Below are 26,095 nucleotides of genomic sequence, written 5' to 3' on the forward strand. Positions count from 1 at the left end.
ACCCCCAACTTTCCCTAATCGTTTCGGATTGTGAGAATAATGAGCAGTGAGCGATGTTATTGATCGTCACTACTGTTTCCTACGTCCCTATTTTAACACTGTTTGACAAAATCCTCAAAACATAAAATCATATTTTTATAAAAATAATGAAAATTTTTTTAAAAGATTTCTTTTCCTTGTGGTAAACCCTTTCATAAGCGACCATATTATTATATGTAGAAACTCGGATATATTTTTCATCAAAAAAAAGCGTCCTTTTGTAAGGATTTTTCCTAGTATAATAATGATTACGTCGGTATATGTAAACTAAACATACAAACTAGTAAACGTTTGGACAAAAAATACCCTCAAACAGCGTTTTATTCGTTTACACTGTTTGAGGGTATTTTCCACTGTTTTAAAAAATTCCACAGCATTTTACTCGCATTCGGACCGCTTGAATCGGTGTATTTTTCACTTCCACTTCCTCCAGCCCAGCAATGACCCATTTTATGCACAATGACTTTTTCAAGCCAAGAGACGTCATTTTTGTTTTTATAGACGTAGCGGGTATATGAACGCCCTCTTAACGAAGTGTGCGTCGAAATATAGTCGGTTTCGTCGTCAATCCACCCTTCGTTCTCGTGAAGAGCAGCTAAATTGTTCATCCGGCACCACTGAATAATAATTTGATCACTGTTTACGACATGAACACGCTTGTCTTCGTCTCCATGAAAAACCATTAACGGGACCGGACGAGCATATTCCTTCATTGCCTCATATGCCTTTACTCCTTGTACTTTTGCAGAGGGTCCTCCGCGTTCCATTGCCTGAACGGATTCTAAAATATTTGTCGCCGCTCCGTACTCTAGACCTGCACTGACCCCAACAGCGGCAAACAAATCTGGATAGGTTGCTCCCATAATGACACTCATTGCGCCTCCTGCAGAAAGCCCTGCGACGTATATGCGAGAGGAATCAACAGGATATAGTCGTTCTACTCCCCTCACCATATTGGCAATCATCATAGGCTCCCCGCGCTTGCGTTTTTGATGGTAGGTTTCGAACCAGTTCCAGCATTTTCGCGGATTCGCCCACTGTGATTGCTCTGGATACAGAACAAAAAACGCTTCCTCTTCAGCCACTTCATTCATTTTTGTCGCTCTTGCAAATTCTTCTGCGCTTTGGTTACATCCGTGTAGCATTACTACAAGGGGATAAGTCTTACCTTCCTCAAGATGACTTGGCTCATATAAAAAATAGGACCGACCGCTCATATAACCTTTTTCAAACGTTCCAGATAAGTTCACAATAAACATCCCTCCCTATCTTAAAGCTTTGTTTTCTTTATATGTATCGTATCGTTTCTTGAATGGTTCCACAAATAGTAAAACGCTTTCATTTTTATTATTTATTGTAAAAGTTCCTTCGCTATGTCTATTTCATGAAAAAAAGCACAAAGAACGAATTCTCTGTGCCTTTTTTCTAAGCAAGATATGCTTCACGTATTTGATTGTTGTGAAGAAGTTCCTCACCTGGTCCTTGCAAGATTATTTCTCCTGTTTGAATCACGTATCCACGATGAGCAATTTGTAGCGCCTGATACGCATTTTGCTCCACTAGCAAGATCGTCATTCCTTCGTTATTCAACTCTTTAATAATCTCAAAGATTTGTTCAACGATGATCGGCGCAAGTCCCATCGACGGCTCATCAAGCATGAGAAGGTCCGGCTTCATCATAAGCGCTCTACCGATGGCAAGCATTTGCTGCTCACCTCCACTCATCGTTCCGCCCTTTTGATCGAGACGTTCTTTCAGTTTAGGAAAATAGGAAAATACTCGCTCAAGCTGTTCTTGAACCTGCTTTTTATTTTTCACCCCAAATGCACCGACCATCAAGTTTTCTTTCACTGTCATACGTGGAAAGATGCGTCTTCCTTCGGGGACGTGTGCAATTCCTAGGAGCGTTGTATCATGCGCAGGGAGCTTTGTAATGTCTTTTCCGTTAAAAAGAATGGATCCTGCACCTAGCTTGACCTGGCCGCTCACCGATTTGAGCGTTGTCGATTTTCCTGCTCCGTTACTACCAATTAACGTGACAATTTCTCCACGATTGACCGTCAAACTAATATTTTTTAGCGCTTGAATTTTTCCATAATACGTTTCAATGTTTTTTAATTCTAGTAAACTCATGAATTTCCCTCCTACAATGTAGCGGCTCCCTTACCAAGGTAAGCTTCAATGACTTTTGGGTGATTTCTAATATCGTCAGCTTTGCCTTCAGCAATTTTCTCTCCATGATCAAGTACAACAATATGATCGGAAATTTCCATCACAAGCTTCATGTCATGTTCAATTAATACAATCGTCACATCAAGCTCGTGCCGGATTCGATTAATGAGAGCCGTCAGTTCTCTCGTTTCTCTTGGATTCATCCCTGCTGCCGGCTCATCTAATAAAAGAAGAGAAGGCTTGGTTGCCAATGCCCGTGCAATTTCCAAACGTCTCTGTGCTCCGTAGGAAAGATTGCTTGCAAGTTCATTGTAGAAGGCTTCTAACCCAACGTATTCGAGCAGACGATACGCTTCCTTTTTCGCTTCTTTTTCCTGTCTGCGAACGTTTGGAAGTCCAAGCAGTGTTCCTACTAGCCCTACTTTCAAGTGATTGTGCATACCAACCATGACGTTTTCAAGAACGGTTACATCTCCGAACAATCGGATATTTTGAAACGTACGGGCAATGCCACGCTTCGATACTTCATGAGGCTTTAACCTCGCAATGGATTTATCATTTAAAATGATATCTCCTGATGTTGGCTGATACACGCCTGTAATCATATTAAAAAAGGTCGTTTTCCCCGCTCCGTTAGGTCCAATGACGGCCGTAATCGAATTTGGCGCTACGTCCATCGTAATGTCTGAGTTTGCGGTTAACCCCCCAAAAGTCTTCGTTAAATTTTTCACTTGTAGCGTACTCATAAGATCCTCCCTAAGCGTTCAGTTTTTCCGTCTTATTGGCAGGTACTGCGATCGTCTCATCATCTTCTTCTTTGAGATCTTTAAGGTCGAATGTTACGCTTTTACTCGGTATTAATCCCTGCGGTCGGTAAAGCGCAAAAATAATGAGCAATGCGCCGAAAATAAATCGTTGCATTTTAGCTGGCGAAAGCGCGTCTGGGATTGTGATGACTCCATTTAGACTGAGCTGGTTGAACCAATCTGTAAGCTCTGTCAATACCTGTAAGTTCAAAATAGTAACGCATGCGGCTCCTAAAATAACGCCTGGAACACTGCCCATCCCACCTAAAATAACCATCACCAAAATGGTAATCGACTCTAACAGAGTAAAACTTGTCGGGTCAACGAACGTTTGCTTCGCCGCAAATACGACTCCCATCATTCCTGAAAAGGAAGCACCGATAGCAAAGGCTAACAGCTTTGTGCGAACAAGTGGAATCCCCATTGCTTGTGCAGCAATTTCGTTCTCTCTTACCGCTTTCCATGAGCGTCCAATCTTGGAATGCTCCAAGCGCCTTACCGTAAAAATGACAAATAGTAGAATAACCAGCGTGACAAAATAAAATTGATTTGGATAAATAAGCTTGATTCCAAAAATTTCTGGTGGTGTAATCGATGAAAGTCCCATTGCACCGTTCGTAATGTTGATGGGCTTGTCTAAATTATTGAAAATGATCCGGATAATTTCTCCAAACCCTAATGTTACGATTGCTAAATAATCCCCTTTTACGCGCAGAACCGGTATACCGAGCAGGATACCAAATAGCGCTGCGACAAAACATCCGAGTAAAATGAACACCCAAAAGCTTTCACCTGATAGTGGATATGAACCAAAAGGCATAAAATTAGCAGCCTGTGCAGTGGCAAAAATCCCATACGTGTATGCTCCTACTGCAAAAAAGGCGACAAATCCAAGATCAAGCAGACCAGCAAGACCGACTACAATGTTAAGCCCAAGTGCCATTGCCACATAAATTCCAACGAGCGTTGCGACCTCCATGTAAGATTGATAGGCATCTCCTTGACTAGCTGACAAGGGAAGCAACACAACCAATATCAGTCCTGCGATCAGCCATTTCGTTCGATTTTGAAATGACGTATAGTAAAGCAACAGCAGTGAAAATAGCAACAAGAGGAATGCGATGACGGACTTTTGAGCAAAAAAGAGGCTCAGACTCGTAATGGCGATGTAACATACTAACAAAATGATTTGTGCACGTTTGTTTACCTTTAATGCATCTAGCAGCTTTTTCATCTTCCTCACCTACACTTTCTCTACGACTGCTTTTCCAAGCAACCCTTCTGGTTTAAAAATAAGCACAAGAATTAAAATTGCAAAGGCAAACACGTCCTTGTACTCTGCTCCAAATACGTTTCCTGTCATAATCGATAAGTTTGCTGCCGCAAACATTTCTAGTACGCCGAGTAGCAAGCCGCCAAACATCGCCCCGCGAATATTACCAATCCCGCCTAATACTGCAGCTGTAAAGGCCTTAAGTCCTAAAATGAAGCCAATATAAGGATCAATGGTTCCATAGTGAAGAGCAAATAAAACACCTGTAGCTCCTCCTAGAGCAGAACCGATAAAGAATGTAAGTGAGATGACTTTGTTCACGTTAATTGACATTAATGAAGCTGTATCAGGATCTTGGGCAACTGCACGCATTGCCATGCCCCATTTTGATTTATTAACGAAAAACTCTAATCCAATCATCATGACAACAGCTACTATTAGTACAACGATAAACGTTACTTTAAACGTTGCGTCATTAAATGAAGACATAAGCGTCGAGGCTTTCACGTTGATTTGCCCAGAAAATAGCGCTGGTGTATTCACAATATAGTTTCCATTCTTTAATTCTGAGATAAAACGCACAAGATCTTGTAGCAAAAAAGAAACGCCAATCGCTGTAATGAGAACGATGAGCTTCGACGCCTTCCGTAACGGACGGTAAGCGACACGCTCAATGCCCATTCCTAAAACGCCTGTTGCTAAGCTCGTTAAAACAAGAACAATAATGAGTGCAATAACAGCTGGCAACGCACTGAGCCAGCCAAGACCAGAGAATGTCATTAAAATAGCGGTTCCAATGAACGCCCCTGTCATAAAGATTTCACCGTGAGCAAAATTGATGAGCTCTAAAATTCCGTATACCATCGTATATCCGAGTGCAATGACCGCATATACAGCTCCGAGAGTAAGACCATCAATTAACACTTGAGGCAATGTTTGAAGAATTTGATCCAGCATACCGTTCCCTTCCTTTACGTATAATTTGGTGTAAAAAAACACCCGATGTCAGAATCGACACGGTTTTTTGACCGTTTCAACAGCCATCGGGTGCTTTTGTGTTCAACTATTACTGCGTAATTTCGCCTTCTTGTTTTGCCGGATACTTCGCTTCATCAAATTTATAGATGAAGATCTTCGCAAACTTATTATCGCCTTTGTCATCAAAGCCTACCTGTGTTAATTCTCCTTTGTAATCTGTGATGGCTCTTACTGCATCGCGTACTTTCGCACGATCAGGAAGTTTTCCATTGTTGTCTTCAATCGCATTTTTAATTCCTTGTAGCATTACTTTCATGGAATCATAGCCATAGATTGAATATGACTCAACGTTTTTATTAAATTTCGCTTTGTAATCTTTCGCAAACTTTGTGCTGCTTGCATCTCCTGCAACAGACGTTAAATACGTATCTTTTACAGCTTCCCCTGCGATATCGACTAGTGTAGAAGAATCTAGTCCGTCTCCACCCATAAATTTCGCTTTAATTCCCTTATCACGCGCCTGCTTAATAAGTAGTCCACCTTCTGCATAAAGTCCACCAAAGTAGACAAGATCCGGTTTCGCAGCTGAAATTTGGTTCAGCACACCGTTAAAATCTTTTTCCCCAACCGTAATTCCTTCATATCCTTGAATCTTTGCGCCTAGCTCTTCAGCCGCGCCTTTAAACGCATCCGCTAATCCTTGACCGTAAGCCGTTTTATCTTGAACAATGAAAATATTTTTCGCCTTTAGCTCTTCTACCGCATATTTCGCTCCTGCTGGTCCTTGGAAATCGTCTCGAGCGACGATTCGGTTAACGGATTTCAATTTACGATCCGTTACGTCCGTTGCGGTACTCGCTGGTGAAATCATTGGGATATTGTATTTTTCGTATGTCTCTGATGATGGAATTGTAACACCAGAGTTCAAGTGGCCCACTACGCCGTAAATGGATTTATCTGATCCGATAAGCTGAGCGTTGGCAACGCCTTTTTTCGAATCGCCCTGGTCATCATAAGGTGCAAGCTGGAGCTTGTATCCTAATTTGTCAAACGCCGATTTTTCTTCCTCAAGTGCAAGCTGAGCTCCAAGCTTAATTGCGTCTCCAAGCGTTGCGCTTCCACCTGACAGCGGTGACTGAGTTGCAATTTTAATTACTTTTCCGTTGCTTTCTCCTCCAGATGAATCCTTTGCTCCAGAACACCCTGCCATAATACCCATTGCAAGTGTAGACATAAGCGCCACCGACATAATCTTCTTCGTAAGCATTAAAATCCCCCTCATATTTAGATGCTTTGTTAGGACTTACTACCTTATGTATATAGCGGACACCACCACCTCTAGCATACATTTTTTTGTTTTATAGTAATTTTTTTCTAATTATAAGAGATGTCCTGACACTATGCATCTACTATGTCAGAGGTTCTGACATAGTTTTTAGAAAATTTAAAATTTTCTGATATTATTTAACAAACCGAAAATTTTAGCATCCGAAAGATTCATTTCCTCAAAGGAAAACAGCCAAACCCACTTGTGGGTTTGGCTGTTTGTTACTTCACGTTAATGATTGGATCTAGTTCTAGCTCTACATTGCCCTGAATTGCACGGGAAATCATGCAAGATTTTTCCGCCTGCTCGACTAAAATTTCAACCGTGTCAAGCTGCTGATCCGTTAGCGTTCGATCTAGTTCTAGAAGAGGTCGATGAATAATTTTCTTATAGGTAAATACACCGTTTGTGACGTCGACAACGCCTTCTGAATCCAATGATAGTGAAAGAGGAGTAATCCCTTTTCTTTCTAACATTGCAGCAAGGGTGATGATATAGCACGTTGCTGCTGCTCCTAGGAGCATTTCATCTGGATTTGTTCCTACCCCAGGTCCGTTCATTTCGGGAGGAATTGATATCTTTGTATGAAGACGGTCAGCCGTTAGTGTACCAACATCGTTTCGACCACCCGGCCAATCTGCTTTTAAATGAAAGTGATGCTCTGCCATGTTTTATTCTCCTTTACAAGGTTGCTCGTCATTATTCTAATCTGTAACGCACAAATAGTAAAATAAGGTGCCTAAAAAACCCTCTTCGCTTTTAAACAAAGAGGGAATTAATTGTTGAGAATAGTGATTATAAAAATTCTTTTCGTCGCTCCATTTGCTTCATACGTTTTTTCTCCATCGCTAAATGGCGCAAAATGACCGGGATCGTTACTAACATGCACGTACCGTTTATACAAGCGAAAAACCACTCATTTTGAAAAATCCAAAATCCCGTTAAAACGAAATGAAGGGCGAGGACGAGTCCGATCACATGCGCTCTTCGTTTTGTTCCTTTTGTCAGCTGGTGTTCCATTTCAGTTAGATTCACCGTGAGACCTCATTTCTATTTTGTATTCCTTTTTCTACCTTACTTCTTTTTAGTCTTCTTGCAAAGCCTTTTCCACCATAAGGGCGTTCTTTTTTCACGAGATCCCGTACCTTTCGGAAAGTAGAAATGAATGCTTCACCTGAAGTAGTAAAGACCGATCCGTCCAAGCACATGTTCTTTTCATTATAAGACATACTGTAAAAGAGAGGTTTAACGCTCATTCAATTGAGGAATACACATACTAACATTACATATTAGGAGCTGATACAGATGAACCAACAAGAGTTAAAGACAAAAATTGAGCAAGTGATGGAAGAAAACAAAATTGGGACATTAGCAACGGTGGTAAACGATAAGCCGCATACGCGCTATATGACGTTTTTCAATGATGACTTTACTTTGTACACACCAACAAGCGATCAAACACATAAAACAGACGAAATTGAAAAAAATCCAAACGTTCATATCTTACTTGGCTACAACGGCGAAGGATACGGGGATTTATACGTTGAGGTAGAAGGTACGGCATCTGTCGAGGAATCTGAAGACTTAAAGAAAAAGCTTTGGCAAGATAACTTTGACGAATGGTTTGACGGACCAAACGATCCACACTATGTGGTCCTAAAAATTAAACCTTCTTCTATTCGCCTTATGAACAGCAAAAAAGAAGATCCACAAACATTAGAATTATAAAAAAAGAAGCGCTTCGATGCGCTTCTTTTTTTATGCAAGGACACCGCTTAAGGAAGCAATAAAATCTTCCCTGTGCTCTTTCGACTTTCTAAATACTCGTGAGCCTTCTGTCCATCTCGTAGTGCAAAGACTGTAGGAGCTGGCAAACGCAGCTTCTCCTCTAATACCCATGTAAACAATTCGGATGATCGTATAACGCGCTCCTCATGTGACGTTAAAATGTTCCACAGATCTCCACCTGTCAATGTTTTCGACGTATCCATCAGCATGCGTGGATCAACAGGAGCTGGATCTCCACCTGCCATTCCGTAAAAGACGACCGTTCCGCCTGTTCGCACCGATGAAAAGCTATCCATTAACGTCGCCCCGACAGAATCATAGGCTACATCAACGCCGTTTGGATAAGCTTCCTTCACTTTTTCCACCCAGTTTTCTTCATATAAATAAACAGATGTAGCTCCTAGCTCTTTCGCTTTTGCTACTTTTTCTGGTGAAGACGTTAACCCGATTACCGTCCCGCCTAATAGATTTACGATTTGAACGAGAAGCTGACCAACACCGCCAGCAGCCGCGTGGACAAGAACTACGTCACCCTCTTGAATTTTGTAGCTGTCTTTTGTTAAGTAGTGCGCGGTTAATCCTTGTAAAAGCAAGGATGCAGCCGTTTCAAACGAGATACCATCAGGAATAGGAATGATTTTGTCCTTCGGAACAGCAACAAGCTCAGCGTTCGCATGTGGTACATCCGCAAACGCGATGCGATCACCTTTTTTAAATCCTTGTACCGAATTCCCAACAGCTTCCACCACTCCCGCACCTTCGTATCCTAAAATATACGGAGGATTGCCGACTAAATGATAATTTCCTTTGCGGCGGTACACGTCTGCAAAGTTCAGGCCAATTGCTTCCATACGCACAAGAACTTCGTCTTCTTTTATAATAGGATCAGGGATCGTCTCGTATGTTAATACATCCGGTCCACCAAATTTTTTAAATACAAGTGCTTTCATCTGTTCTACCTCTTTTTCGTTAAATTATATCGTTTTCATTTAATAGTAGTTTACGTATAAATGCAAGCAATCCCTTCTAAATAAAAAGCACAATGTGACATGAACGACTCATAAGAGAAAGTTCCGTCAACACTGCGCTTTTTATGTTATCTCTTTCCTTTTTCATACGATGTTCCGAGTGCTTTAGGTCCTTCCGCTCGTCCAACAAATCCTGTCAATGCTAGAATCGTTAGGACGTACGGCGCAATTCGTAAGTATACGGACGGAATATCCTGTAACACAGGAATCTGTGCCCCGGTGATACTGAGTGATTGAGCGAGACCGAAAAAGATCGCCGCACCCATTGCTCCAAGCGGATGCCATTTCCCAAAGATCAACGCCGCAAGCGCTAAAAATCCTTGCCCAGCAATCGTCGTCGCAGAGAAGTTTCCTGAAATAGACGTTGCGTATACGGCTCCACCAATTCCAGCAAAAAATCCAGAAACAATAACGCCAATATACCGCATTTTGATGACGTTAATTCCCATTGTATCTGCTGCCATCGGGTGCTCTCCAACCGAGCGAAGACGAAGCCCAAACGGCGTTTTGTATAAGACGTACCAGCAGACAAAGGCTAGTATAATCGCAAGATAAGATGTAACAGGGATCGAAGAGAAAAACCATTTACCGAGTACAGGGATCTGAGAAAGTACTGGAACGTCGATTTTATCTACTCGATACGTAATAAAATCGGTTTGTCCTTTTCCAAACAGCTGCTTGATGATAAAAACAGATAAACCACTGGCTAAAAAGTTCAGTGCCACACCGCTGACAACCTGATCTGCTTTTAGCGTAATACTCGCAAAGGCATGAATGATAGCAAACAGCGCGCACACAATGCCAGCAATTACAATCGACAGCCACGGTGCCACGCTTCCGACGGAATCCTGCATCAGAAGTGTCGTTGTAATACTCGTAAACGCCCCAAAAAGCATAAGCCCCTCTAATCCAATATTGACAACACCTGATCGTTCACTAAATACGCCGCCAAGGGCAGTAAAGACGAGTGGTGCAGCAGAATACAGAGCAGTCGGAATAATAATGGCTAAAATTTCTACTATGTTCATTCTTGGTCCTCCTTCACAAAGCGGCTAAGCAGCCAGCGAACGAAATAACTTGATGCCACAAAGAAAATAATCAGAGCAATAATAATCCCAACGAGCTCAGAGGGTACGTTCGCAACAAAGTTCATTTCAGGTGCTGCGCTTTTTAATCCCCCGAACAAGAACGCCGCGAGTACAATTCCTAGTGGATGATTCGCTCCTAATAGAGCTACCGCAATTCCATCAAACCCTGTCCCTGTAAAAGCAGATAACGTCGTCATATTTTGGAACGTTCCAAGCCCCTCCATCGCACCTGCTAGACCAGCAAAAGCACCGGATATGGACATCGAAAGCACCATATTTTTCACCACGCTCATTCCGGCATATTGAGAAGCATTTTGATTATAACCTACAGCCTTGAGTTCGTAGCCTTTCGTCGTTTTCTCTAATAAGAACCACATCATACCGGCCATTAAGAGGGCCACCACAATTCCGTAATGCATACGCGAGTAATCTGTTATAGACTGCAGGTAAGGTGAAGCAAGAGACGCCGTTTCCTTAATGTTGTATGATTTTTCATTCCCTGCATACAAGTTGGCTTTAATAATAGCGCTTGTCATATACAAAGCAATGTAATTCATCATAATCGTAACGATGACTTCATGTACCTTAAATCGCGCTTTCAGTAGACCAGGGATGAATCCCCAAAGTGCACCAGCCGCCGCCGCTGCTAAAATAGCAAGCGGAAGATGAATCACCTTTGGTAGATCAAAGGCATAGCCGACCCACACAGAAGCTAGCCACCCTACCAAAAGCTGCCCTTCCACCCCAATATTGAATAAACCTGTTTTGTAGGCAAAGGCGACGGCAATTCCCGCTAACACGAGCGGTGTCATAGCGCGAATCGTTTCGCCGAACGCTTTAGGGCTACCAATCATTCCTTCAAATAAAGACGTATAGCCAAGTACAGAGTCATATCCACCTATGAGCATGATAATGGCACCTGCTAACAAGCCGAGTACAACGGCTAAAAGAGGAATGATAATCGTTAAAAAGAGATTATTTTTTAACAGTTTTCTCATTTCACTTCCCCCTTCCCTTCTCGTTTACCACCAGCCATCAGTAATCCAAGCTCCTTTTCCGTTGTCTCATCTGCGTTTACAACGTCCACTATTTTCCCTTCATACATAACCGCAATTCGATCGCTTACGTTCATCACTTCATCTAATTCAAGGGATACAAGTAATACTGCCTTTCCTTTGTCTCGTTCCTGAATGAGTCGCGAATGGATAAATTCAATTGCTCCTACATCTAATCCCCTCGTAGGCCGAGCGGCAATAAGTAAATCAGGGCTGCGGTCTACTTCACGTGCAATAATGGCTTTTTGTTGATTTCCACCTGATAATGCGCGAGCAGGTGTGTTCACACTCGGTGTCCGAACATCAAATTCCACAATGAGCTCTTTCGCCTTTTTCAAAAGCGTTTTATAGTTTAACAATCCCCATTTGGCATACGGCTTTTTATAGTAGGTTTGTAGTCCAATATTTTCACCAATGGAATAATCAAGCACAAGACCATGCTTGTGACGATCTTGAGGAATGTGTCCAACACCGAGTTCTGTAATTTTACGAGTAGAAAGGGTTGATAGCTCTCGGCCATTTAACAGAATTGAGCCCTCCTTCACTTTCCGAAGTCCCGTAATCGCCTCAATCAATTCTGTTTGACCATTTCCATCTACTCCGGCGATTCCTAGTACTTCACCACCATAGACAGTGAGATCAAGGTCATTAACAGCTTTTACACCACGTGCGTCTTCTGCAACCAAATGGTGAATTTGTAGCACAGCTTCTCCCGGTCTCGCTTTTTCCTTTTTTGTTTTAAACTGAACTTCTCGACCGACCATAAGAGAAGCTAGTTCGTCAGAGTTGGTTTCAGAAATAGTAACTGTTCCAATTCCCACGCCTTTTCGAATGACGGTACAGCGGTCACAAATGGACATAATTTCTTTTAGCTTGTGGGTGATTAAAATAATCGATTTCCCTTCTTGCACGAGCCGTTTCATAATTTGAGTGAGTTCCTCAATTTCTTGTGGTGTAAGTGCTGCCGTTGGCTCGTCAAAGATTAAAATCTCTGCCCCTCTATACAGCGTTTTTAGGATTTCTACCCGCTGCTGCATGCCAACCGAAATGTCTTCAATTTTGGCGTATGGATCGACCGATAACCCATACTGGCGCGAAAGCTCTTCGATTTTTTGGGCCGCATGCTCCGTATGTAAGCGACCATTTTTTGTCGGTTCGCTTCCTAGAATAATATTTTCTGTGACCGTGAAATTTTGAACGAGCATAAAATGCTGATGAACCATCCCGATACCTAAACGATTTGCTACGTTCGGATCGGTAATCTTTACTTCTTGATTCTTTACTTTAATTTGGCCTTTTTCTGGTTGATAAAGACCAAAGAGCACGTTCATAAGAGTTGATTTCCCAGCACCATTTTCGCCTAGAAGCGCATGAACCTCTCCTTTTTTTACTTGAAGCGTAATATTATCGTTTGCGACGATGCCAGGGAATTCTTTTCGAATATTCAGCATTTCAATGATGTAATCCACTCGTATCCCTCTTTCTATGAATAGATGAAATAACCCGACTAAAAAAGAAAGATTGTCTAAGAGATATGAATCTTCTCGTAGACAACCTTTTCATTCCTCCTTTACTTAACAGAAAAAGAGGCAAACTCATCGTCTGTTTTTGGAACGTTCACTTCGCCGTCACTAATTTTTTTCTTCCACTCATCTACAGCTGCTAATTCTTCTTTTGATAAATTTTTCTTCGTTGGAGAGAGTCCAATTGCATTTTCTTTTAATCCGTATACGATTTCTTTTCCGCCAGGGAAGTTCCCCTTCTCCGTACGTTTTGAAATATCGTATGTTGCCACGTCGACACGTTTCACCATCGATGTAAGCGTTACGTTTTCTGGCATTCCTTCTTGATACTGATCACGGTCTACCCCAATAACCCAAACGTCTTGACCTTTTTTCTTGCGATTTTTCGCTTCTGTGAACACACCGTTTCCTGTTCCACCGGCTGCTGTATAAATGACATCTGCACCTTTGTCATACATAGCAGAAGCAATCGTTGATCCTTTGTCTGCTTCGTTAAAGCTTCCTGCGTACTGTGAATATACTTCTACTTTTGGATTTGCCGCTTTAACGCCGGCTTTGAAGCCATTTTCGAATTTTTTAATTAATGGAGAATTGGCGCCACCTACAAAACCAACTTTATTCGTTTTCGTTTGCTTCGCTGCAATAACTCCCATTAAGAAGGAACCTTGTTCTTCACGGAACGTAATATTTACAACGTTATCTAAAAAGACGGGCTTTGAATTTTTATCAAGCAGTAAACTATCGACTAGAGCAAATCGTGATTTTGGATTTTCTTCCGCCATTTGCTGAATGGCATCTTCTAGATAAAACCCAATTCCATACGTCAAATCATAATCTGCATCAACAAATTTAGATAGGTTCGGCTCAAATTCTGATTGAGACGTAGACTGAATGTATTTAAAGTCCGTCCCTTTTTTCATATCATGATCCTTTCCGTACTTCTCGATCCCTTCCCATGCAGACTGATTGAATGATTTATCATCAATCCCGCCCTGGTCGGTCACCATCCCGATGTGAAAATCAGATGAATTCGATCCTGCTCCTTTTCCACACGCTCCTAGTACTGTTCCTGCTGCTAAAACGACTGGTAATGCTAAAGCCCATCTCTTTTTCATGTTGTACCCCTCCAAAATGTATGTGTATATTACGCTCCTCTATTTAGACGTTGTATATCTGACGTCTGACCTCTGAAAATAGAAAAAGCCTAGATGAGTTATATTTCTACCTTTTGCGAGACGTAAAAGTGAAATATATCCATCTAGACTTTCATTGATGGGCCGATTGCCTATGGCAATTGGCGCAAACTTATTATCGTACAATAAAAAGTTTGCTATATGTGTATTTCACTCATAGTCCGGCAATTACGGTTGCTGGGTAGAAACTCTTAGGCCAATTCCTAAGGATATATGAGAAGTTTATTCAATTAGCTGTTGATATCATAACGACAAATAATTTGAATTCATCGCGTAATACTCTTGTAATATAGCAAGAACTTTTTTCAGTGTCAATACCATTTTTCCTAACGACGTGAAACTTTTTCTCCCCAAATGTTCACTATCTCCCCATCATTAACACTTTTTATTTGGATAAAGTACATGTTTGAGGCATATAGTAAAATATGCACTCTTAGTACCCATATACGACGTCTACGGGCTAATAAGAAGGACTAAAATGTCTGCAGAAAGAAGGTAAAATGCCATGATTCCTCTTGATACACTCACTGTTGATTCGTTTACCTTCGCCGTTTATCTCGTCGATGAAGATGGTTGCTATACCTCATCGTTTGATGAGAACTGGTTAAGTATTTGTTGCGGTGACAATCAGCATTCGTATTCTCTTTCTGCCCGCATTTACTTTCTTCTTCTCATTACTCACAGCGGTGACGAAGTTGGTCGGCAAATTTTTTCCTCTCGCTCATGCTCTGATCTTTTCGACGATGTGCCTAACGAGATGTGCACCGTATCTTTGGATTCATTTCATGTATCTTCATTGACGATTTCCGATTTGTCTAAAGGAGGGTTTTACTGGGAGGCTAGCGGGATGATCCAGAACGAGACATCTTGTCGTCCCTTCTGCCTATCTCAGAGCGTTTCTCTTCCCTTGGTTCCTCTACATAAAAAGAAAATCCAAGGACAAACAAGCTATTTTGTATGTGTTGCAGATGGACTCACGGCCTCATTTACTGATGAGAATGCGCTAGCACTCTATAACTCCGTATCCATTCCCGATCCGAGTGAGGTCAGCTATGCCAATTTGTACGTAAACGGTGTGCTACAGCCTCCACATTCGTATGCATATAACAAAGGTGTAGTAACTCTTCTGACAGAGGATATCCCTTTAAAAGGTGTGCCCGTCATTTTACAATTTCATTCGTTTTACTCATCGACCTTAATGAACGATCTCGTTCCTATTCAACAGCAATTCTTCTTTACTGCTGGTAATGGATGCGATTCTCTTTTTCATCTCGACTTTCCTTTTGAACGTGCTTTGCTTCAGCAGCTGTATGTGAATGGTTGTATTCAACCTTCTTCTATCTACCAAGCTGACTCTCTCCTCACCATCTACGCACTTGATCCACCACCTCTACATCATCCGGTGATCTTTCAACGCATCGTACTTGCGCCAACTGCACGCATCAACAAAGCATACGGATTCAGCGAAATGTATATTGCTTTTTCAGATGGTGTAAAACGGTTCTATACAGATCAAGAAGCATCACTAATTGACCGTTCTAGCGCCATTCTTAATCCCAATCAATGCACACTTGTTAATGTGTATGTAAACGGCATGATTCAGCCCCCTCCTACCTATTCTCTCAAAGAGGGAGAACTGCTATTTGTTGATGATCCGCCACTTGTAAATAGTCCGATCATCGTTGAATACATTACTATTTTTGAGGCGTGGTAACGAACCACACCAACGAAAAACGCATATGATAAAGAGATGAGCAGTCGTTTTCATGCGTTGCTCAGACCAACTTGACAAGCAGTCATTTTATCAACGAAAGGAAGATTCTCGTATGCCTGCACAATTAATTAAGCTTTTCATACAAGCTACTTCTAGCGTTGTCGGAAGCGTCGATGTTACAACCGATACAACCGTCACACCCGACGTAACTCGCTACTATGCCACCGTGATTGCTGGAAATCTATTAACAACCGATACATCCATTCCCGCCACACAATTTGTCGACGATAACGGAAATGCGGTGACCGCCTTCCCTACACTTGATGCAGAAAGCTATTACAACGTGTACATTAACAGCGTTCTGCAACAAGACGGACTTACAACGCTAAGCAATAGCACCCTAACCGTAAACGGAGCTCTTCTAACCGTAGGCGTACCGGTTGTTGTGGAATTTGCTGATTTTAGCAGTACAACCTCTACTTCGACGGCTGACCTTGCAAATCTTCAAGTGGACACGACGATTGAAACCTAAACCTCTATGATGAAGGGGGAATTTGAATTGCCTCCAAAATTAATTAAAATGTTTATTGAAGCACAGTCTAGCGCTTCTGGAACCGTTCAATCATCTGGTAAGACGAACGTGAACGTCAAATCCTACAAATATACGGCTACCGTCGTTAGTCTTTTATCTAGTCAAATTCCTTATACATCGTTTAAAGACGCACAAGGCAATCCCGTTCCAAGCTCTGGATTTCCAATTCCACAGGATGGCTATTACAACATTTACGTCAATCAACTCTTGGCCGTTAATTCCAACGTGAATCTTACCCCTTTTTATGTAACGATCCCAACAGCACTGTTGTCACTTGGAATTCCGATTGTTGTGGAAATCATTAGCTTCGATCAAGCACAAACAACGGTAAATGGAAGCGGAAGTACGCTTTCCATTCAAACAAATGTACAAAAATAGACCATCGCCAAATAAGCTCTGTACGCAGAGCTTATTTGGCGTGAAAAATGACGTCTATGCACTGCTTGTATTCACTTCTAAGCTGTTGAACCGCTTTTGTTTGAAGAGTTGAGGTGGCTTCATAAATCGACCGGTGATACCATTCTTGTAACGCCTTCCCGCGGTTAAATTTCTCCCATACCCGCTCTCCCTTTTCCCTGAATTCTTCTAAGATGCAACGAAGGTTATGAATTTTATCAGCGATCGTAATTAACGCTACGCCTTCATCTGCTTCACTTAATGCCTCAATTGTATGCTGCTTCCGAACTTCCCACGTTAATCCCTTATCCTCTTCACTTACTCCTTGAACAAGCCGTGCTACTTCAGTGCCAAAGCGTGTTTCAATATCGATAAGCTCTACCTCCGTATCTTCAACCGTATCGTGCAAAATAGCTGCAATCACAACAGGTTCTTCACATCCTAACCGCTGCAACGCGAATCCTACAGCCACTGGATGCATAATATAAGGAATATGCGTTCCTTTTCGATATTGACCGTCATGAGCGACAGCCGCAAACTCGATTGCTTGATCTAGTAAATTCATCGTCATTTTCCCCTTTCTTTTCTCCATTATTTTATCGTAATCTATGTATTTTTACGAAATACAGCCGATAACTAGTATTGATTATACTTCGAACTTGAGCGCTGACAAAAAACTCAAAGATAGAGAGGAGACTACAACCATGAGTAAAAAAACAAATCTATCGATTCTTTTGCTATTCGCCCTTAACCTCTCACTTTGGATGTATATTTATTACTCCTTCCCATCGTCTCTGAAGACGAGTTTAGCAGAAAAATTTTCTGTTTTTGCGTCGGATCAAAAGCTACACTCAATCTTGCCGACTTTAACTTCATCCGCTTCTTCTAACGACGAAAAGTCTATTAGTCCAAAGCGTGATTTCCGCGGTGAATGGTCAGCCAATAACGGGACGTGGACGGATGTAACCTTTCAAGAGGAAAAGCAGTTGGGGTATAATGGCACATTCACCTTCTATTCTAGCAGCCGGCATGATCGATTAGACGGTCTGTATAAAATCGGAAAAGCCACACAATCCGCTAATGCACAACCCGTCGTAAGCCTAGACATATTTACATCCACAGGGAAATCACTCGGCGCGATGAAACTTACCTATTTATCTCGTAATACGATTCAGCTATCTGGTTATCATGAGATGATCATCACACGCGATGGAACAGCAAGTGAGCCGATGAGCGCTGAAAAGCTAATTATTACCGTTTTAAAAACGATACGAGATCAGCCACAGAAAAACCTTTCCGGATTTTTTGAAAGTGATGAAAGCTCAGACGCAAAAGCACTTCAACAGCTTCACATCAAAGATTTTAGTTTTCAGTATGTAGATTCTAACCCGAATTTGCTTGATCAAAAGACAAGTCATTTTTCGGTTAAGCTTGCTAATAATCAAACAGTCTCGTACGCAGCCGATCTGCATTATACGGGCACTACATGGAAAATCACTAATCTATACCGTGAATAAAAAATTACCCGTCGCCAAGCTTAGGTAGCGGGTAATTTTTATTTTTAAGCCTTATCCGAGCTCTTATAGGTAATTTCATTCATGTGCATTTTAATTTGTGATATACTACACTTACTCAAGGTCTTTATGCCTTTCAGGCTATATAAGTGTTACCCTCCCACCTTGAAGACATCTCCTCACACAAAGTAGCTCTCTAATGCATGATTGTTAAAAATAGTTTATTCTTCTACATATTTTATCAAATTTATTTGAATTAAGAGGTGATCATTGTGAGTGAACGAGACACGATTGAACGTCGCGTGTATCAGCATTTAAAAAACAGTTTGTTATCTCGAAGCATTGCACCTGGCACGCAGTTAACGGAACAAGCGATTGCAAAAGAACTCGAAGTTAGCCGTACTCCCATACGTCTCGCTTTTAAACGACTTGAGGCAGAGGGATTAATTGAAATGATTCCAAACCGAGGTGCATTTGTCGTACAGCCAACCATTCAAGAAATTTTAGCATTCTTCGATCTTCGCAAAGAGCTTGAATATCTTTCGGTTAAATATGGTTTACCGAAGGTGCAAGAAGAGGATTTCACTGAACTCCACAAGCTTTTAGACGAAGAAAAAAAGGCGTACGAACAAAAAGATCTACACGATTACGTCAGAATCAATAAGCAATTTCATCTATTTCTAGCGAAAAAAAGTGAAAATAAATTCCTGATCCGCTATATGGAGCAGATGCTTAATCAGATGAACGTGTATCTTTTTTTACTTGATACCTTTTACCACATCGATTCCCCGGATAATACGCGGTTTGCCGAACATGAACATATGGTACAAGCGATTGAAAACGGAGATAGCGATGAACTTCTCTCCCTTATTGATCAGCATATGGAGCACAGTATCGGTGATCTCCGCGTACAAGGAACATAAAAAAGACCGCAAAAATGCGGTCTTTTTTTTATGAAACCTGCGTGTTTTCAGCCGGTTTATCCGTATACCAAATGAATTTCCCCGCGTAGCCATATATGATCGCAAGAAGAATTGATACAAAGCTTAACCACATAAACGGCAAATAAGATAGCGTTGAGACACCTAAAATACCAGCCATGAAAATGCCATTATCAGACCACGGAACCATTCCAGAAGTTAGCGTACCACCAACCTCTGCATTACGTGCGAGAACCCGGCGGTCGATACGAAGCTTATCGTAGCTGTCCTCCATAATTTTAGGGGTTAAGATAATCGATACATACATCGCACACCCGAAAATATTACCTAGTAGCGCTACAATAAGCGTTGAGAGCGTTACGTTACCAGCAGAATGTAGTTTGTGCTGAAACTTCGAGACAATGACTTTGAGCACGCCTAAATGCTCCAACAGTCCACCAAAGCCGAGTCCGAAGATAATGACAGCTACAGAGCCAAGCATTCCTTCAATACCGCCACGATTTAACAGATCGTCCATAAACTTAACACCTGTATCAATGGAAAAACCATTGTAAGCCGTACCAAGCGCTTTGACAAAGGACATATCTTGAAACCAAACGGCCCACAGCACACCAAGAAGCGATCCGGCTGCAATCGTCGGCATCGACGGCATTTTAAGCGCGAGCATGACAATGACAAATACAGCAGGAATTAACATCCAAACGTGAATATCAAACGTGCTCGTCAACTGCCCTTGAAGATATGAAACTTTATCTAAGTCTACATGTTTGCTACCATACTTGAATCCTACTCCAGTAAAGAGTAAGGCCGTAATAATATAGGCTGGAATATCCAAATAAAGCATTGCTCGAACGTGCGAAATAACGTCAACTTTCGACATTGAAGCAGCAAGCACCGTACTGTCTGACAGCGGTGAAAGCTTGTCACCAAAATAGGCACCAGAAAGCACCGCACCTGCAACGAGCGGAAGTGGAATTCCTAATCCTTGTCCGATCGCCATCATCGCAATACCAGCTGTTCCAACCGTCCCCCATGACGTTCCAGTCGCAAGAGAAGTAATCGAACAAATCACTAACGTAGCAAGCAGGAAAATGCTCGGATGAATGAATTCAAATCCGTAATAAATAAGAGTTGGTACCACTCCTCCAGCAATCCACGTTCCGATTAACGCACCGACGGAAACTAAGATTAAAATGGCCTCTAGACCGTTTGAGATTCCTTTTGTAATCATGCCCTGCAAATCTTGATAACGGTACCCTAATCGCAAGCCTAAAATAATGGCTAAAAACCATGAGATAAATAAGGCCAGTTGAATAGGGAGATCGAAATAAGACGTGAATGAAAACACGATCAGTAAAAACAGAGTCAGTACACATACAATTTCAAACATTGATGGTAAACGTACTTGTTTCATCTGTGACCTCCTGATGTAATAGTCTCCCCATCCCCTATGTACTTTTCACACCTTCATCTGCCAATCCCTATCAAATTAGCAGCTCCCCTTTTTCAACACAGTTTTTGATTATACAGAGTTATAGGCTTCAGCACAAGGTTAGCTTTCATCTAATCACCTTTCAATACCGGCTCTTTTCAAAAAAAATTTATGCGTTTCTTCCTATTATAAGATAGCGCTTTCTTTACTTTCATATAAGGAATTTTATCTCCTTAATCTTCCCTCCCTTTTTCACTTTACTTGAATAAATTTACAGAATTCTTAAAAAAAGTGATTGAAATTTCTCCACAAGTGGCATATGATACAAAATATAACACAACATGTTATAAAAACTAACATAAGATAGTCATAATTACACACATACTATGAGGGGGAATTGATGATGCATATGGGTGATTCAGTATTTATGTTTTTCGCTACTTTAATTGTTTGGCTTATGACTCCAGGAGTCGCACTATTTTACGGAGGTATGGTGCGAAGCAAAAATGTCCTTAGTACAGCCATGTACAGCATGGGATCAATCGCTGTTGTCTCTGTGCTATGGGTGTTAGTTGGATATTCACTCGCGTTCAATCCAAGCGGAAACGCCTTTATTGGCGGTTTTGATTGGGTCGGCTTAAAAGATGTAGGCTTTAAGCCAAACGGTGACTATAGTGAAACTATTCCGCATAACTTGTATATGATGTTTCAATTAACCTTCGCTGTACTAACAACAGCCCTGATTTCTGGAGCATTTGCAGAACGTATGAAATTTGGCGCTTTTATTCTTTTTACTATCTTATGGTCACTACTTGTGTACGCACCTGTTGCTCACTGGGTATGGGGTGTCGGAGGATGGTTACGTGAACTTGGTACGTTAGATTTCGCTGGCGGAAACGTCGTTCATATTTCATCCGGTGTGGCTGGTCTTGTTTTAGCAATCGTACTTGGCACAAGAAAAAATACGGCTGCAGCAGCTCCGCATAACCTTCCGCTTACGCTTTTAGGTGGTATGCTTATTTGGTTCGGTTGGTTCGGCTTTAACGTAGGAAGTACGTTAACACTAAATGATGTAGCCATGACCGTATTTATTAACACAAGTTCTGCAGCAGCAACTGGGATTATCGGCTGGCTTGGAGTCGAATGGCTCATTACGAAAAAACCAACGCTTTTAGGAGCTGTATCTGGTGCAATTGCTGGTCTAGTTGCTATTACACCTGCATGCGGATTCGTTACACCTTTTGCTTCTCTCCTAATTGGTTTAATCGGCGGCGCTATTTGCTACTGGGGCGTATTCTGGTTAAAAATTAAGCTTGGCTATGACGATGCGCTTGACGCTTTTGGTTTACATGGTATCGGCGGAACATGGGGCGGAATTGCCACTGGTTTATTCGCCACCACATCGGTTAACTCAGGTGGCGCAGACGGGTTGTTCTATGGTGATCCTAGTCTCCTTCTAAAACAATTAGTTGCCATTGTTGCGACGTACCTCTTCGTTGGAGTCGTCACGTTCATCATCATTAAAGTGGTCAGCTTTATTACAAACATTCGCGCTACAGATGAAGAAGAATCATTAGGATTAGATATTACATTACACGGGGAAAGAGCATACCATGATGCAAGTATGTAAAAGGGGTGATTTAAATGGCTGATGTGTTAACGAAAATTGAGATTATCACTCGTCCTAGTAAATTTGAAGAGTTAAAGAGTGAGCTAGCAAAGATTGGTGTAAGTGGGATTACCGTTTCAAACGTTCTTGGATGCGGCTTGCAGCAAGGTCTTCCTGAAGTATATCGCGGTGTCAAACGACAAAACACGATGTATGAACGAATTAAAGTAGAAACCGTTGTTTGTAAAGTACCCGTTCAAGATGTTGTTGATACGGTTCGGAAAGTATGCAATACAGGCAAACCTGGGGATGGGAAAATTTTTATATATGAATTAACAAACGCGATCAAAATTCGCACAGGTGAAGAAGGCTACGATGCTCTTCAAAACACTAAATAACTAAAAGGAAGGTGCCATAAGGTACCTTCCTTTTTTGATGTCTCCCCCACTTACTTGTATAATAGACTGATAATAAAAATTATTCAGATCTTAGGAGTGATTGATTTGAAACCGATTATTGAACTAGAACACGTTACATACCAAAGAGGAACTCACCTTATTCTTCAAGACCTCTCTTTTACAATCATGGAAAACGAGCACTGTGCTCTCCTTGGATTAAATGGATCAGGTAAAACCACGCTGTTAAATATGATTAACGGTTACATTTGGCCATCTAGAGGAAAAGTTCGTGTGTTAGGACATCCGTTCGGATCAACTAATCTTCCTGAACTGCGAAAATCGATCGGTTGGGTCAGCTCCGCTTTTCAAGAGAGAATTCACCCTACAGAACTCGCCCAAGAAATTGTGATAAGCGGAAAGTATGCATCCATCGGATTATACGAAGACATCACACAGGAAGATATCGATTCGTCTATTGCTCTTCTTGAACGTGTAGGCTGCCTACATCTTGCGAACCGCTCTTACGGCGCCTGCTCTCAAGGTGAAAAACAAAAGATTCTTATCGCACGTGCACTCATGTCGAACCCTGATCTACTTATCCTAGATGAGCCTTGTACAGGCCTCGATTTATTTGCACGCGAACAGCTACTCTCACTTATCGAGGGTCTTTGTGAGCGATCCGACGGTCCGACATTGCTCTATGTGACCCATCACACAGAGGAAATTCTTCCCTGCTTTAAACATGCCCTACTTTTAAAAAGCGGCCAACTGTACAATCACGGGGAAACTAAACAATTGCTTACTTCTAGCACGCTCAGCTCATTCTTTGATCAGCAAGTCCATGTTCATTGGCAACAAAAACGTCCCTACGTTTCTATTGAACGATCTGTGCCTATAACATAAATGTGCTCACCACCTAAAAAGACGGTTTACAAAATGTCTTTTCTACGTTAGGATGAATTTAATGATAATGATTATCAATGTCGAAGGGTGACTTACATAAATGATGAAACTTAGCGAAATTAAACCAAATGTAAGCTTTAAAATTCAACGTTTATCAAATTTACATCCGGTAACAAAGCGACGTTTAAAAGATATGGGCATTTCTGAAGGTCAATGCGTATGCGTTCGCCGCTACTGTCCGTTTGGGGGGCCGTGTATGATTGAAGCCTCTGGTCAGCTCATTGGACTACGCAGAAAAGATACCGGTTACATTGAAGGAGAGTTAGCTTAATGCAGGCAGCCTTATTCGGAAACCCTAATACGGGAAAAACGTCATTGTTCAATCAACTTACAGGGTCATATGAATACGTAGGCAATTGGAGCGGCGTGACGATTGAAAAAAAGGTCGGAATGCTAAAGTCAACCGGGCAACCGCTTGTTGACTTACCAGGCATCTATTCACTGAATCCATTAACAAAAGATGAAGAAGTCGCAACAAACTTTCTTTTAGAAGAATCGTTTTCGTATATTTTAAATATTGTCAATGCATCACATTTAGAGCGAAATCTCCATTTAACTATTGAACTATTAGAGTTTGGCAAGCCGCTAATCATGGTGTTAAATATGGTCGATCTTGCAAAAAGACAAGGTGTCGAACTGGATACGGATGTATTGGAAACGCGTCTACAGACGAAAGTATTTACAGCGGTCGCACGAAAAGGTGTAGGCTGTGAAGAAATCAACCAGTATCTTGCATCTTATACACCGAAGGCTCATAGCTTTTTCTTGCCGTATGATCAGCTAATTGAAGAACATATTGAACGCGCACAAGAAATTATGATTGATCAGCCAAGCTCTTTCTCACGCTGGCTATCTCTGCAATACTTTTCTAATAACGAATCTGTCGAGCTTTATATTGAATCGCGGTATCCAGAACTTGCTTCCATCAGGCAGTCCGCTTTTGAGCAGATAACAGAGCAAGGAACGTTCCTTGCTGACCTTATTCATCACAATCGTCAGCAGTTTATTGAGCAGCTCTTACAGGAAGCAACGTTGAAGCCAGTAGAAAAAAAGGTATTGCCCTTAACAGAATATATTGACCGTGTCGCAACTCATAAGGTGCTAGGCATTCCTTTTTTCTTACTCGTTTTATTTTTAATTTTCAAGCTCACTTTTGACTGGTTAGGCACGCCTATTTCTGATCAGCTCGATGCTTTTTTCGCCGGTCCTCTATCCAATTGGGCTGACTCGTTGTTAAACGCAATAAACGCAACGGACTTTATTCGAGCGGTCGTCACGCAAGGGATCATTGCCGGTGTTGGCGGCGTGCTTGTGTTTGTACCACAAATCTTCATTTTATTTTTCTTTATTTCGCTCATTGAAGATTCAGGATACATGGCACGTGTCGCACTTGTAATGGATCGCTTAATGGAATCCATTGGATTAAACGGAAAAGCGTTTATTCCATTAATCATCGGCTTCGGCTGTAATGTTCCAGGCATTATGGCGGCAAGAACGGTTGAGCAGCCGAAAGAACGACTTATTACGATTTTACTTACGCCTTTAATGTCATGCTCGGCAAGGCTATCTGTCTACAGCTTGTTTGTGGCAGCTTTCTTTAAAGACCACCAGGCAGCGATTGTGTTATCCTTGTATGTACTAGGCATTGTAGTAGCCATTATTTTAGCAAAGCTATTTTCATGGGTATTAAAAAACGAAGGCTCTTATTTTGTGATGGAGATGCCCCCTTACAATATCCCGCAGTGGAAACAGTTGCTTCGCAGTACGTGGGACAAGGGAAAAGGCTTTGTTCGCAAAGCTGGAACATTTATTTTCGGTGGGAGTGTCTTCATTTGGCTTCTTTCTTACTTAGGGCCACACGGAGCAAATGTTCCAATTGATGAAAGCTTTATGGCGATTGTATCGGGCGTATTCGCTCCGATTTTCTCACCTCTAGGCTTCGGCACGTGGCAGGCAGCATCTGCTCTTATTACTGGCTTCTTAGCAAAAGAGGTAGTTGTTTCAACGATGAACATCCTCTATTTCGTCCCAGATGGTCAATCGCTACAAACGCTGCTTCCGCACTTTTTCACACCGCTTTCTGCATACAGCTTCTTAGTATTCATCCTGCTGTATACACCGTGTTTAGCAACGGTAGCGGTTATTCAAAAAGAGACAGGCTCTAAAAAATGGACAGCCTTCTCGATTGTGTACGCACTAATTGTTGCGTACATCTTATCACTTGCTGTCTACCAAATTGGACGTTTGGTAGGGTTAGGAGGATAAA

The 26,095-nt window shown here is 41.7% G+C and carries 26 protein-coding genes and 1 riboswitch; of the genes, 11 read left to right on the forward strand and 15 right to left on the reverse strand.

Features of this window, described 5'->3' with window-relative positions:
- Nucleotides 1-359: 359 nt before the first annotated feature.
- The 8 genes from AMD01_RS17035 to AMD01_RS17070 form a co-directional block, all read right to left on the reverse strand.
- Complete coding sequence (locus AMD01_RS17035) at nt 360-1,298, reverse strand: extracellular catalytic domain type 1 short-chain-length polyhydroxyalkanoate depolymerase (protein ID WP_053402649.1); 939 nt, start codon at nt 1,296-1,298, stop codon at nt 360-362.
- 166 nt (nt 1,299-1,464) lie between these two features.
- Nucleotides 1,465-2,172 carry an ABC transporter ATP-binding protein gene (locus AMD01_RS17040; RefSeq protein ID WP_053402650.1) on the reverse strand — a complete coding sequence of 236 codons (708 nt, stop codon included), beginning with the start codon at nt 2,170-2,172 and terminating at the stop codon, nt 1,465-1,467.
- A gap of 11 nt (nt 2,173-2,183) precedes the next feature.
- A complete protein-coding gene (locus tag AMD01_RS17045; protein WP_053402651.1) occupies nt 2,184-2,957 on the reverse strand; it encodes an ABC transporter ATP-binding protein in 774 nt (257 codons plus the stop codon).
- A gap of 10 nt (nt 2,958-2,967) precedes the next feature.
- Nucleotides 2,968-4,251 (reverse strand): branched-chain amino acid ABC transporter permease, encoded by a 1,284-nt coding sequence (locus AMD01_RS17050; RefSeq protein ID WP_053402652.1) that lies wholly within the window; start codon nt 4,249-4,251, stop codon nt 2,968-2,970.
- A gap of 9 nt (nt 4,252-4,260) precedes the next feature.
- The gene (locus tag AMD01_RS17055; protein WP_053402653.1) at nt 4,261-5,247 is read right to left on the reverse strand and encodes a branched-chain amino acid ABC transporter permease; all 987 of its coding nucleotides are present in this window, start codon (nt 5,245-5,247) and stop codon (nt 4,261-4,263) included.
- Nucleotides 5,248-5,356: 109 nt separating this feature from the next.
- Nucleotides 5,357-6,535 (reverse strand): branched-chain amino acid ABC transporter substrate-binding protein, encoded by a 1,179-nt coding sequence (locus AMD01_RS17060; protein ID WP_053402654.1) that lies wholly within the window; start codon nt 6,533-6,535, stop codon nt 5,357-5,359.
- 281 nt (nt 6,536-6,816) lie between these two features.
- The gene (locus AMD01_RS17065) at nt 6,817-7,263 is read right to left on the reverse strand and encodes an OsmC family protein (protein WP_053402655.1); all 447 of its coding nucleotides are present in this window, start codon (nt 7,261-7,263) and stop codon (nt 6,817-6,819) included.
- A 127-nt stretch (nt 7,264-7,390) separates the two neighbouring features.
- Nucleotides 7,391-7,630 (reverse strand): hypothetical protein, encoded by a 240-nt coding sequence (locus tag AMD01_RS17070; protein WP_053402656.1) that lies wholly within the window; start codon nt 7,628-7,630, stop codon nt 7,391-7,393.
- 270 nt (nt 7,631-7,900) lie between these two features.
- Between AMD01_RS17070 and AMD01_RS17075 the strand changes: the two genes are divergently transcribed.
- Nucleotides 7,901-8,323: a pyridoxamine 5'-phosphate oxidase family protein gene (locus AMD01_RS17075; protein WP_053402657.1), complete on the forward strand. Its 423-nt coding sequence runs from the start codon at nt 7,901-7,903 to the stop codon at nt 8,321-8,323.
- Between the two features lie 47 nt (nt 8,324-8,370).
- Here AMD01_RS17075 and AMD01_RS17080 read toward each other — a convergent pair whose 3' ends face one another.
- The 5 genes from AMD01_RS17080 to AMD01_RS17100 form a co-directional block, all read right to left on the reverse strand.
- Entirely contained in the window at nt 8,371-9,333 is a 963-nt protein-coding gene (locus AMD01_RS17080; protein WP_053402658.1) for a quinone oxidoreductase family protein, read from the reverse strand.
- Nucleotides 9,334-9,479: 146 nt separating this feature from the next.
- Entirely contained in the window at nt 9,480-10,439 is a 960-nt protein-coding gene (locus tag AMD01_RS17085) for an ABC transporter permease (protein ID WP_053402659.1), read from the reverse strand.
- The gene (locus AMD01_RS17090; RefSeq protein WP_053402660.1) at nt 10,436-11,497 is read right to left on the reverse strand and encodes an ABC transporter permease; all 1,062 of its coding nucleotides are present in this window, start codon (nt 11,495-11,497) and stop codon (nt 10,436-10,438) included. Before AMD01_RS17090 ends, AMD01_RS17085 begins: the two co-directional genes overlap by 4 nt.
- Nucleotides 11,494-13,023, reverse strand: a complete 1,530-nt coding sequence (locus AMD01_RS17095; protein WP_053402661.1) for an ABC transporter ATP-binding protein — start codon at nt 13,021-13,023, stop codon at nt 11,494-11,496. Before AMD01_RS17095 ends, AMD01_RS17090 begins: the two co-directional genes overlap by 4 nt.
- 101 nt (nt 13,024-13,124) lie before the next feature.
- Complete coding sequence (locus AMD01_RS17100; protein WP_053402662.1) at nt 13,125-14,192, reverse strand: BMP family lipoprotein; 1,068 nt, start codon at nt 14,190-14,192, stop codon at nt 13,125-13,127.
- Between the two features lie 215 nt (nt 14,193-14,407).
- Nucleotides 14,408-14,507: riboswitch (purine riboswitch) on the reverse strand.
- Between the two features lie 268 nt (nt 14,508-14,775).
- Between AMD01_RS17100 and AMD01_RS17105 the strand changes: the two genes are divergently transcribed.
- The 3 genes from AMD01_RS17105 to AMD01_RS17115 all read left to right on the forward strand — a co-directional run bounded on the left by AMD01_RS17105 (nt 14,776) and on the right by AMD01_RS17115 (nt 16,954).
- Nucleotides 14,776-15,984, forward strand: a complete 1,209-nt coding sequence (locus AMD01_RS17105) for a DUF4183 domain-containing protein (RefSeq protein ID WP_053402663.1) — start codon at nt 14,776-14,778, stop codon at nt 15,982-15,984.
- A 112-nt stretch (nt 15,985-16,096) separates the two neighbouring features.
- Nucleotides 16,097-16,516, forward strand: coding sequence for a DUF4183 domain-containing protein (locus tag AMD01_RS17110; RefSeq protein ID WP_053402664.1), 420 nt, complete (start codon nt 16,097-16,099; stop codon nt 16,514-16,516).
- Between the two features lie 27 nt (nt 16,517-16,543).
- A complete protein-coding gene (locus tag AMD01_RS17115; RefSeq protein WP_053402665.1) occupies nt 16,544-16,954 on the forward strand; it encodes a DUF4183 domain-containing protein in 411 nt (136 codons plus the stop codon).
- Between the two features lie 31 nt (nt 16,955-16,985).
- Here AMD01_RS17115 and AMD01_RS17120 read toward each other — a convergent pair whose 3' ends face one another.
- A complete protein-coding gene (locus AMD01_RS17120; RefSeq protein WP_053402666.1) occupies nt 16,986-17,537 on the reverse strand; it encodes an HD domain-containing protein in 552 nt (183 codons plus the stop codon).
- A gap of 139 nt (nt 17,538-17,676) precedes the next feature.
- Between AMD01_RS17120 and AMD01_RS17125 the strand changes: the two genes are divergently transcribed.
- On the forward strand, nt 17,677-18,489 hold the full coding sequence (locus AMD01_RS17125; protein ID WP_053402667.1) for a hypothetical protein: 813 nt from the start codon (nt 17,677-17,679) through the stop codon (nt 18,487-18,489).
- A 269-nt stretch (nt 18,490-18,758) separates the two neighbouring features.
- Entirely contained in the window at nt 18,759-19,409 is a 651-nt protein-coding gene (locus AMD01_RS17130; RefSeq protein WP_053402668.1) for a GntR family transcriptional regulator, read from the forward strand.
- 28 nt (nt 19,410-19,437) lie between these two features.
- Here AMD01_RS17130 and nhaC read toward each other — a convergent pair whose 3' ends face one another.
- The gene (gene nhaC / locus AMD01_RS17135) at nt 19,438-20,841 is read right to left on the reverse strand and encodes a Na+/H+ antiporter NhaC (RefSeq protein WP_053402669.1); all 1,404 of its coding nucleotides are present in this window, start codon (nt 20,839-20,841) and stop codon (nt 19,438-19,440) included.
- A gap of 421 nt (nt 20,842-21,262) precedes the next feature.
- On the opposite strand from nhaC, the gene AMD01_RS17140 reads away from it, so the two are divergent.
- The 5 genes from AMD01_RS17140 (at nt 21,263) to feoB (ending at nt 26,094) form a co-directional block, all read left to right on the forward strand.
- Nucleotides 21,263-22,489 carry an ammonium transporter gene (locus AMD01_RS17140; RefSeq protein WP_053402670.1) on the forward strand — a complete coding sequence of 409 codons (1,227 nt, stop codon included), beginning with the start codon at nt 21,263-21,265 and terminating at the stop codon, nt 22,487-22,489.
- A 14-nt stretch (nt 22,490-22,503) separates the two neighbouring features.
- Nucleotides 22,504-22,866: a P-II family nitrogen regulator gene (locus tag AMD01_RS17145; protein ID WP_053402671.1), complete on the forward strand. Its 363-nt coding sequence runs from the start codon at nt 22,504-22,506 to the stop codon at nt 22,864-22,866.
- A gap of 105 nt (nt 22,867-22,971) precedes the next feature.
- Nucleotides 22,972-23,769: an ABC transporter ATP-binding protein gene (locus tag AMD01_RS17150; RefSeq protein WP_053402672.1), complete on the forward strand. Its 798-nt coding sequence runs from the start codon at nt 22,972-22,974 to the stop codon at nt 23,767-23,769.
- Between the two features lie 100 nt (nt 23,770-23,869).
- On the forward strand, nt 23,870-24,100 hold the full coding sequence (locus AMD01_RS17155) for a FeoA family protein (protein WP_242175471.1): 231 nt from the start codon (nt 23,870-23,872) through the stop codon (nt 24,098-24,100).
- On the forward strand, nt 24,100-26,094 hold the full coding sequence (feoB, locus tag AMD01_RS17160; RefSeq protein WP_053402673.1) for a ferrous iron transport protein B: 1,995 nt from the start codon (nt 24,100-24,102) through the stop codon (nt 26,092-26,094). The genes AMD01_RS17155 and feoB overlap by 1 nt, the downstream gene beginning before the upstream one ends.
- The last annotated feature ends 1 nt before the right edge of the window (nt 26,095 follow it).

This window comes from Priestia koreensis, assembly GCF_001274935.1.
Classification (GTDB): domain Bacteria; phylum Bacillota; class Bacilli; order Bacillales; family Bacillaceae_H; genus Bacillus_AG; species Bacillus_AG koreensis.

What these genes read in the sequence shown, in the direction of transcription:
- AMD01_RS17065 (WP_053402655.1), bottom strand. Translation starts at nt 7,263, where the DNA reads ATGGCAGAGCATCACTTTCATTTAAAAGCAGATTGGCCGGGTGGTCGA.
- AMD01_RS17140 (WP_053402670.1), top strand. Translation starts at nt 21,263, where the DNA reads ATGCATATGGGTGATTCAGTATTTATGTTTTTCGCTACTTTAATTGTT.
- AMD01_RS17145 (WP_053402671.1), top strand. Translation starts at nt 22,504, where the DNA reads ATGGCTGATGTGTTAACGAAAATTGAGATTATCACTCGTCCTAGTAAA.
- AMD01_RS17045 (WP_053402651.1), bottom strand. Translation starts at nt 2,957, where the DNA reads ATGAGTACGCTACAAGTGAAAAATTTAACGAAGACTTTTGGGGGGTTA.
- AMD01_RS17035 (WP_053402649.1), bottom strand. Translation starts at nt 1,298, where the DNA reads ATGTTTATTGTGAACTTATCTGGAACGTTTGAAAAAGGTTATATGAGC.
- nhaC (WP_053402669.1), bottom strand. Translation starts at nt 20,841, where the DNA reads ATGAAACAAGTACGTTTACCATCAATGTTTGAAATTGTATGTGTACTG.
- feoB (WP_053402673.1), top strand. Translation starts at nt 24,100, where the DNA reads ATGCAGGCAGCCTTATTCGGAAACCCTAATACGGGAAAAACGTCATTG.
- AMD01_RS17090 (WP_053402660.1), bottom strand. Translation starts at nt 11,497, where the DNA reads ATGAGAAAACTGTTAAAAAATAATCTCTTTTTAACGATTATCATTCCT.
- AMD01_RS17080 (WP_053402658.1), bottom strand. Translation starts at nt 9,333, where the DNA reads ATGAAAGCACTTGTATTTAAAAAATTTGGTGGACCGGATGTATTAACA.
- AMD01_RS17155 (WP_242175471.1), top strand. Translation starts at nt 23,870, where the DNA reads ATGATGAAACTTAGCGAAATTAAACCAAATGTAAGCTTTAAAATTCAA.
- AMD01_RS17125 (WP_053402667.1), top strand. Translation starts at nt 17,677, where the DNA reads ATGAGTAAAAAAACAAATCTATCGATTCTTTTGCTATTCGCCCTTAAC.
- AMD01_RS17105 (WP_053402663.1), top strand. Translation starts at nt 14,776, where the DNA reads ATGATTCCTCTTGATACACTCACTGTTGATTCGTTTACCTTCGCCGTT.
- AMD01_RS17055 (WP_053402653.1), bottom strand. Translation starts at nt 5,247, where the DNA reads ATGCTGGATCAAATTCTTCAAACATTGCCTCAAGTGTTAATTGATGGT.
- AMD01_RS17085 (WP_053402659.1), bottom strand. Translation starts at nt 10,439, where the DNA reads ATGAACATAGTAGAAATTTTAGCCATTATTATTCCGACTGCTCTGTAT.
- AMD01_RS17075 (WP_053402657.1), top strand. Translation starts at nt 7,901, where the DNA reads ATGAACCAACAAGAGTTAAAGACAAAAATTGAGCAAGTGATGGAAGAA.
- AMD01_RS17120 (WP_053402666.1), bottom strand. Translation starts at nt 17,537, where the DNA reads ATGAATTTACTAGATCAAGCAATCGAGTTTGCGGCTGTCGCTCATGAC.
- AMD01_RS17110 (WP_053402664.1), top strand. Translation starts at nt 16,097, where the DNA reads ATGCCTGCACAATTAATTAAGCTTTTCATACAAGCTACTTCTAGCGTT.
- AMD01_RS17100 (WP_053402662.1), bottom strand. Translation starts at nt 14,192, where the DNA reads ATGAAAAAGAGATGGGCTTTAGCATTACCAGTCGTTTTAGCAGCAGGA.
- AMD01_RS17050 (WP_053402652.1), bottom strand. Translation starts at nt 4,251, where the DNA reads ATGAAAAAGCTGCTAGATGCATTAAAGGTAAACAAACGTGCACAAATC.
- AMD01_RS17040 (WP_053402650.1), bottom strand. Translation starts at nt 2,172, where the DNA reads ATGAGTTTACTAGAATTAAAAAACATTGAAACGTATTATGGAAAAATT.
- AMD01_RS17060 (WP_053402654.1), bottom strand. Translation starts at nt 6,535, where the DNA reads ATGCTTACGAAGAAGATTATGTCGGTGGCGCTTATGTCTACACTTGCA.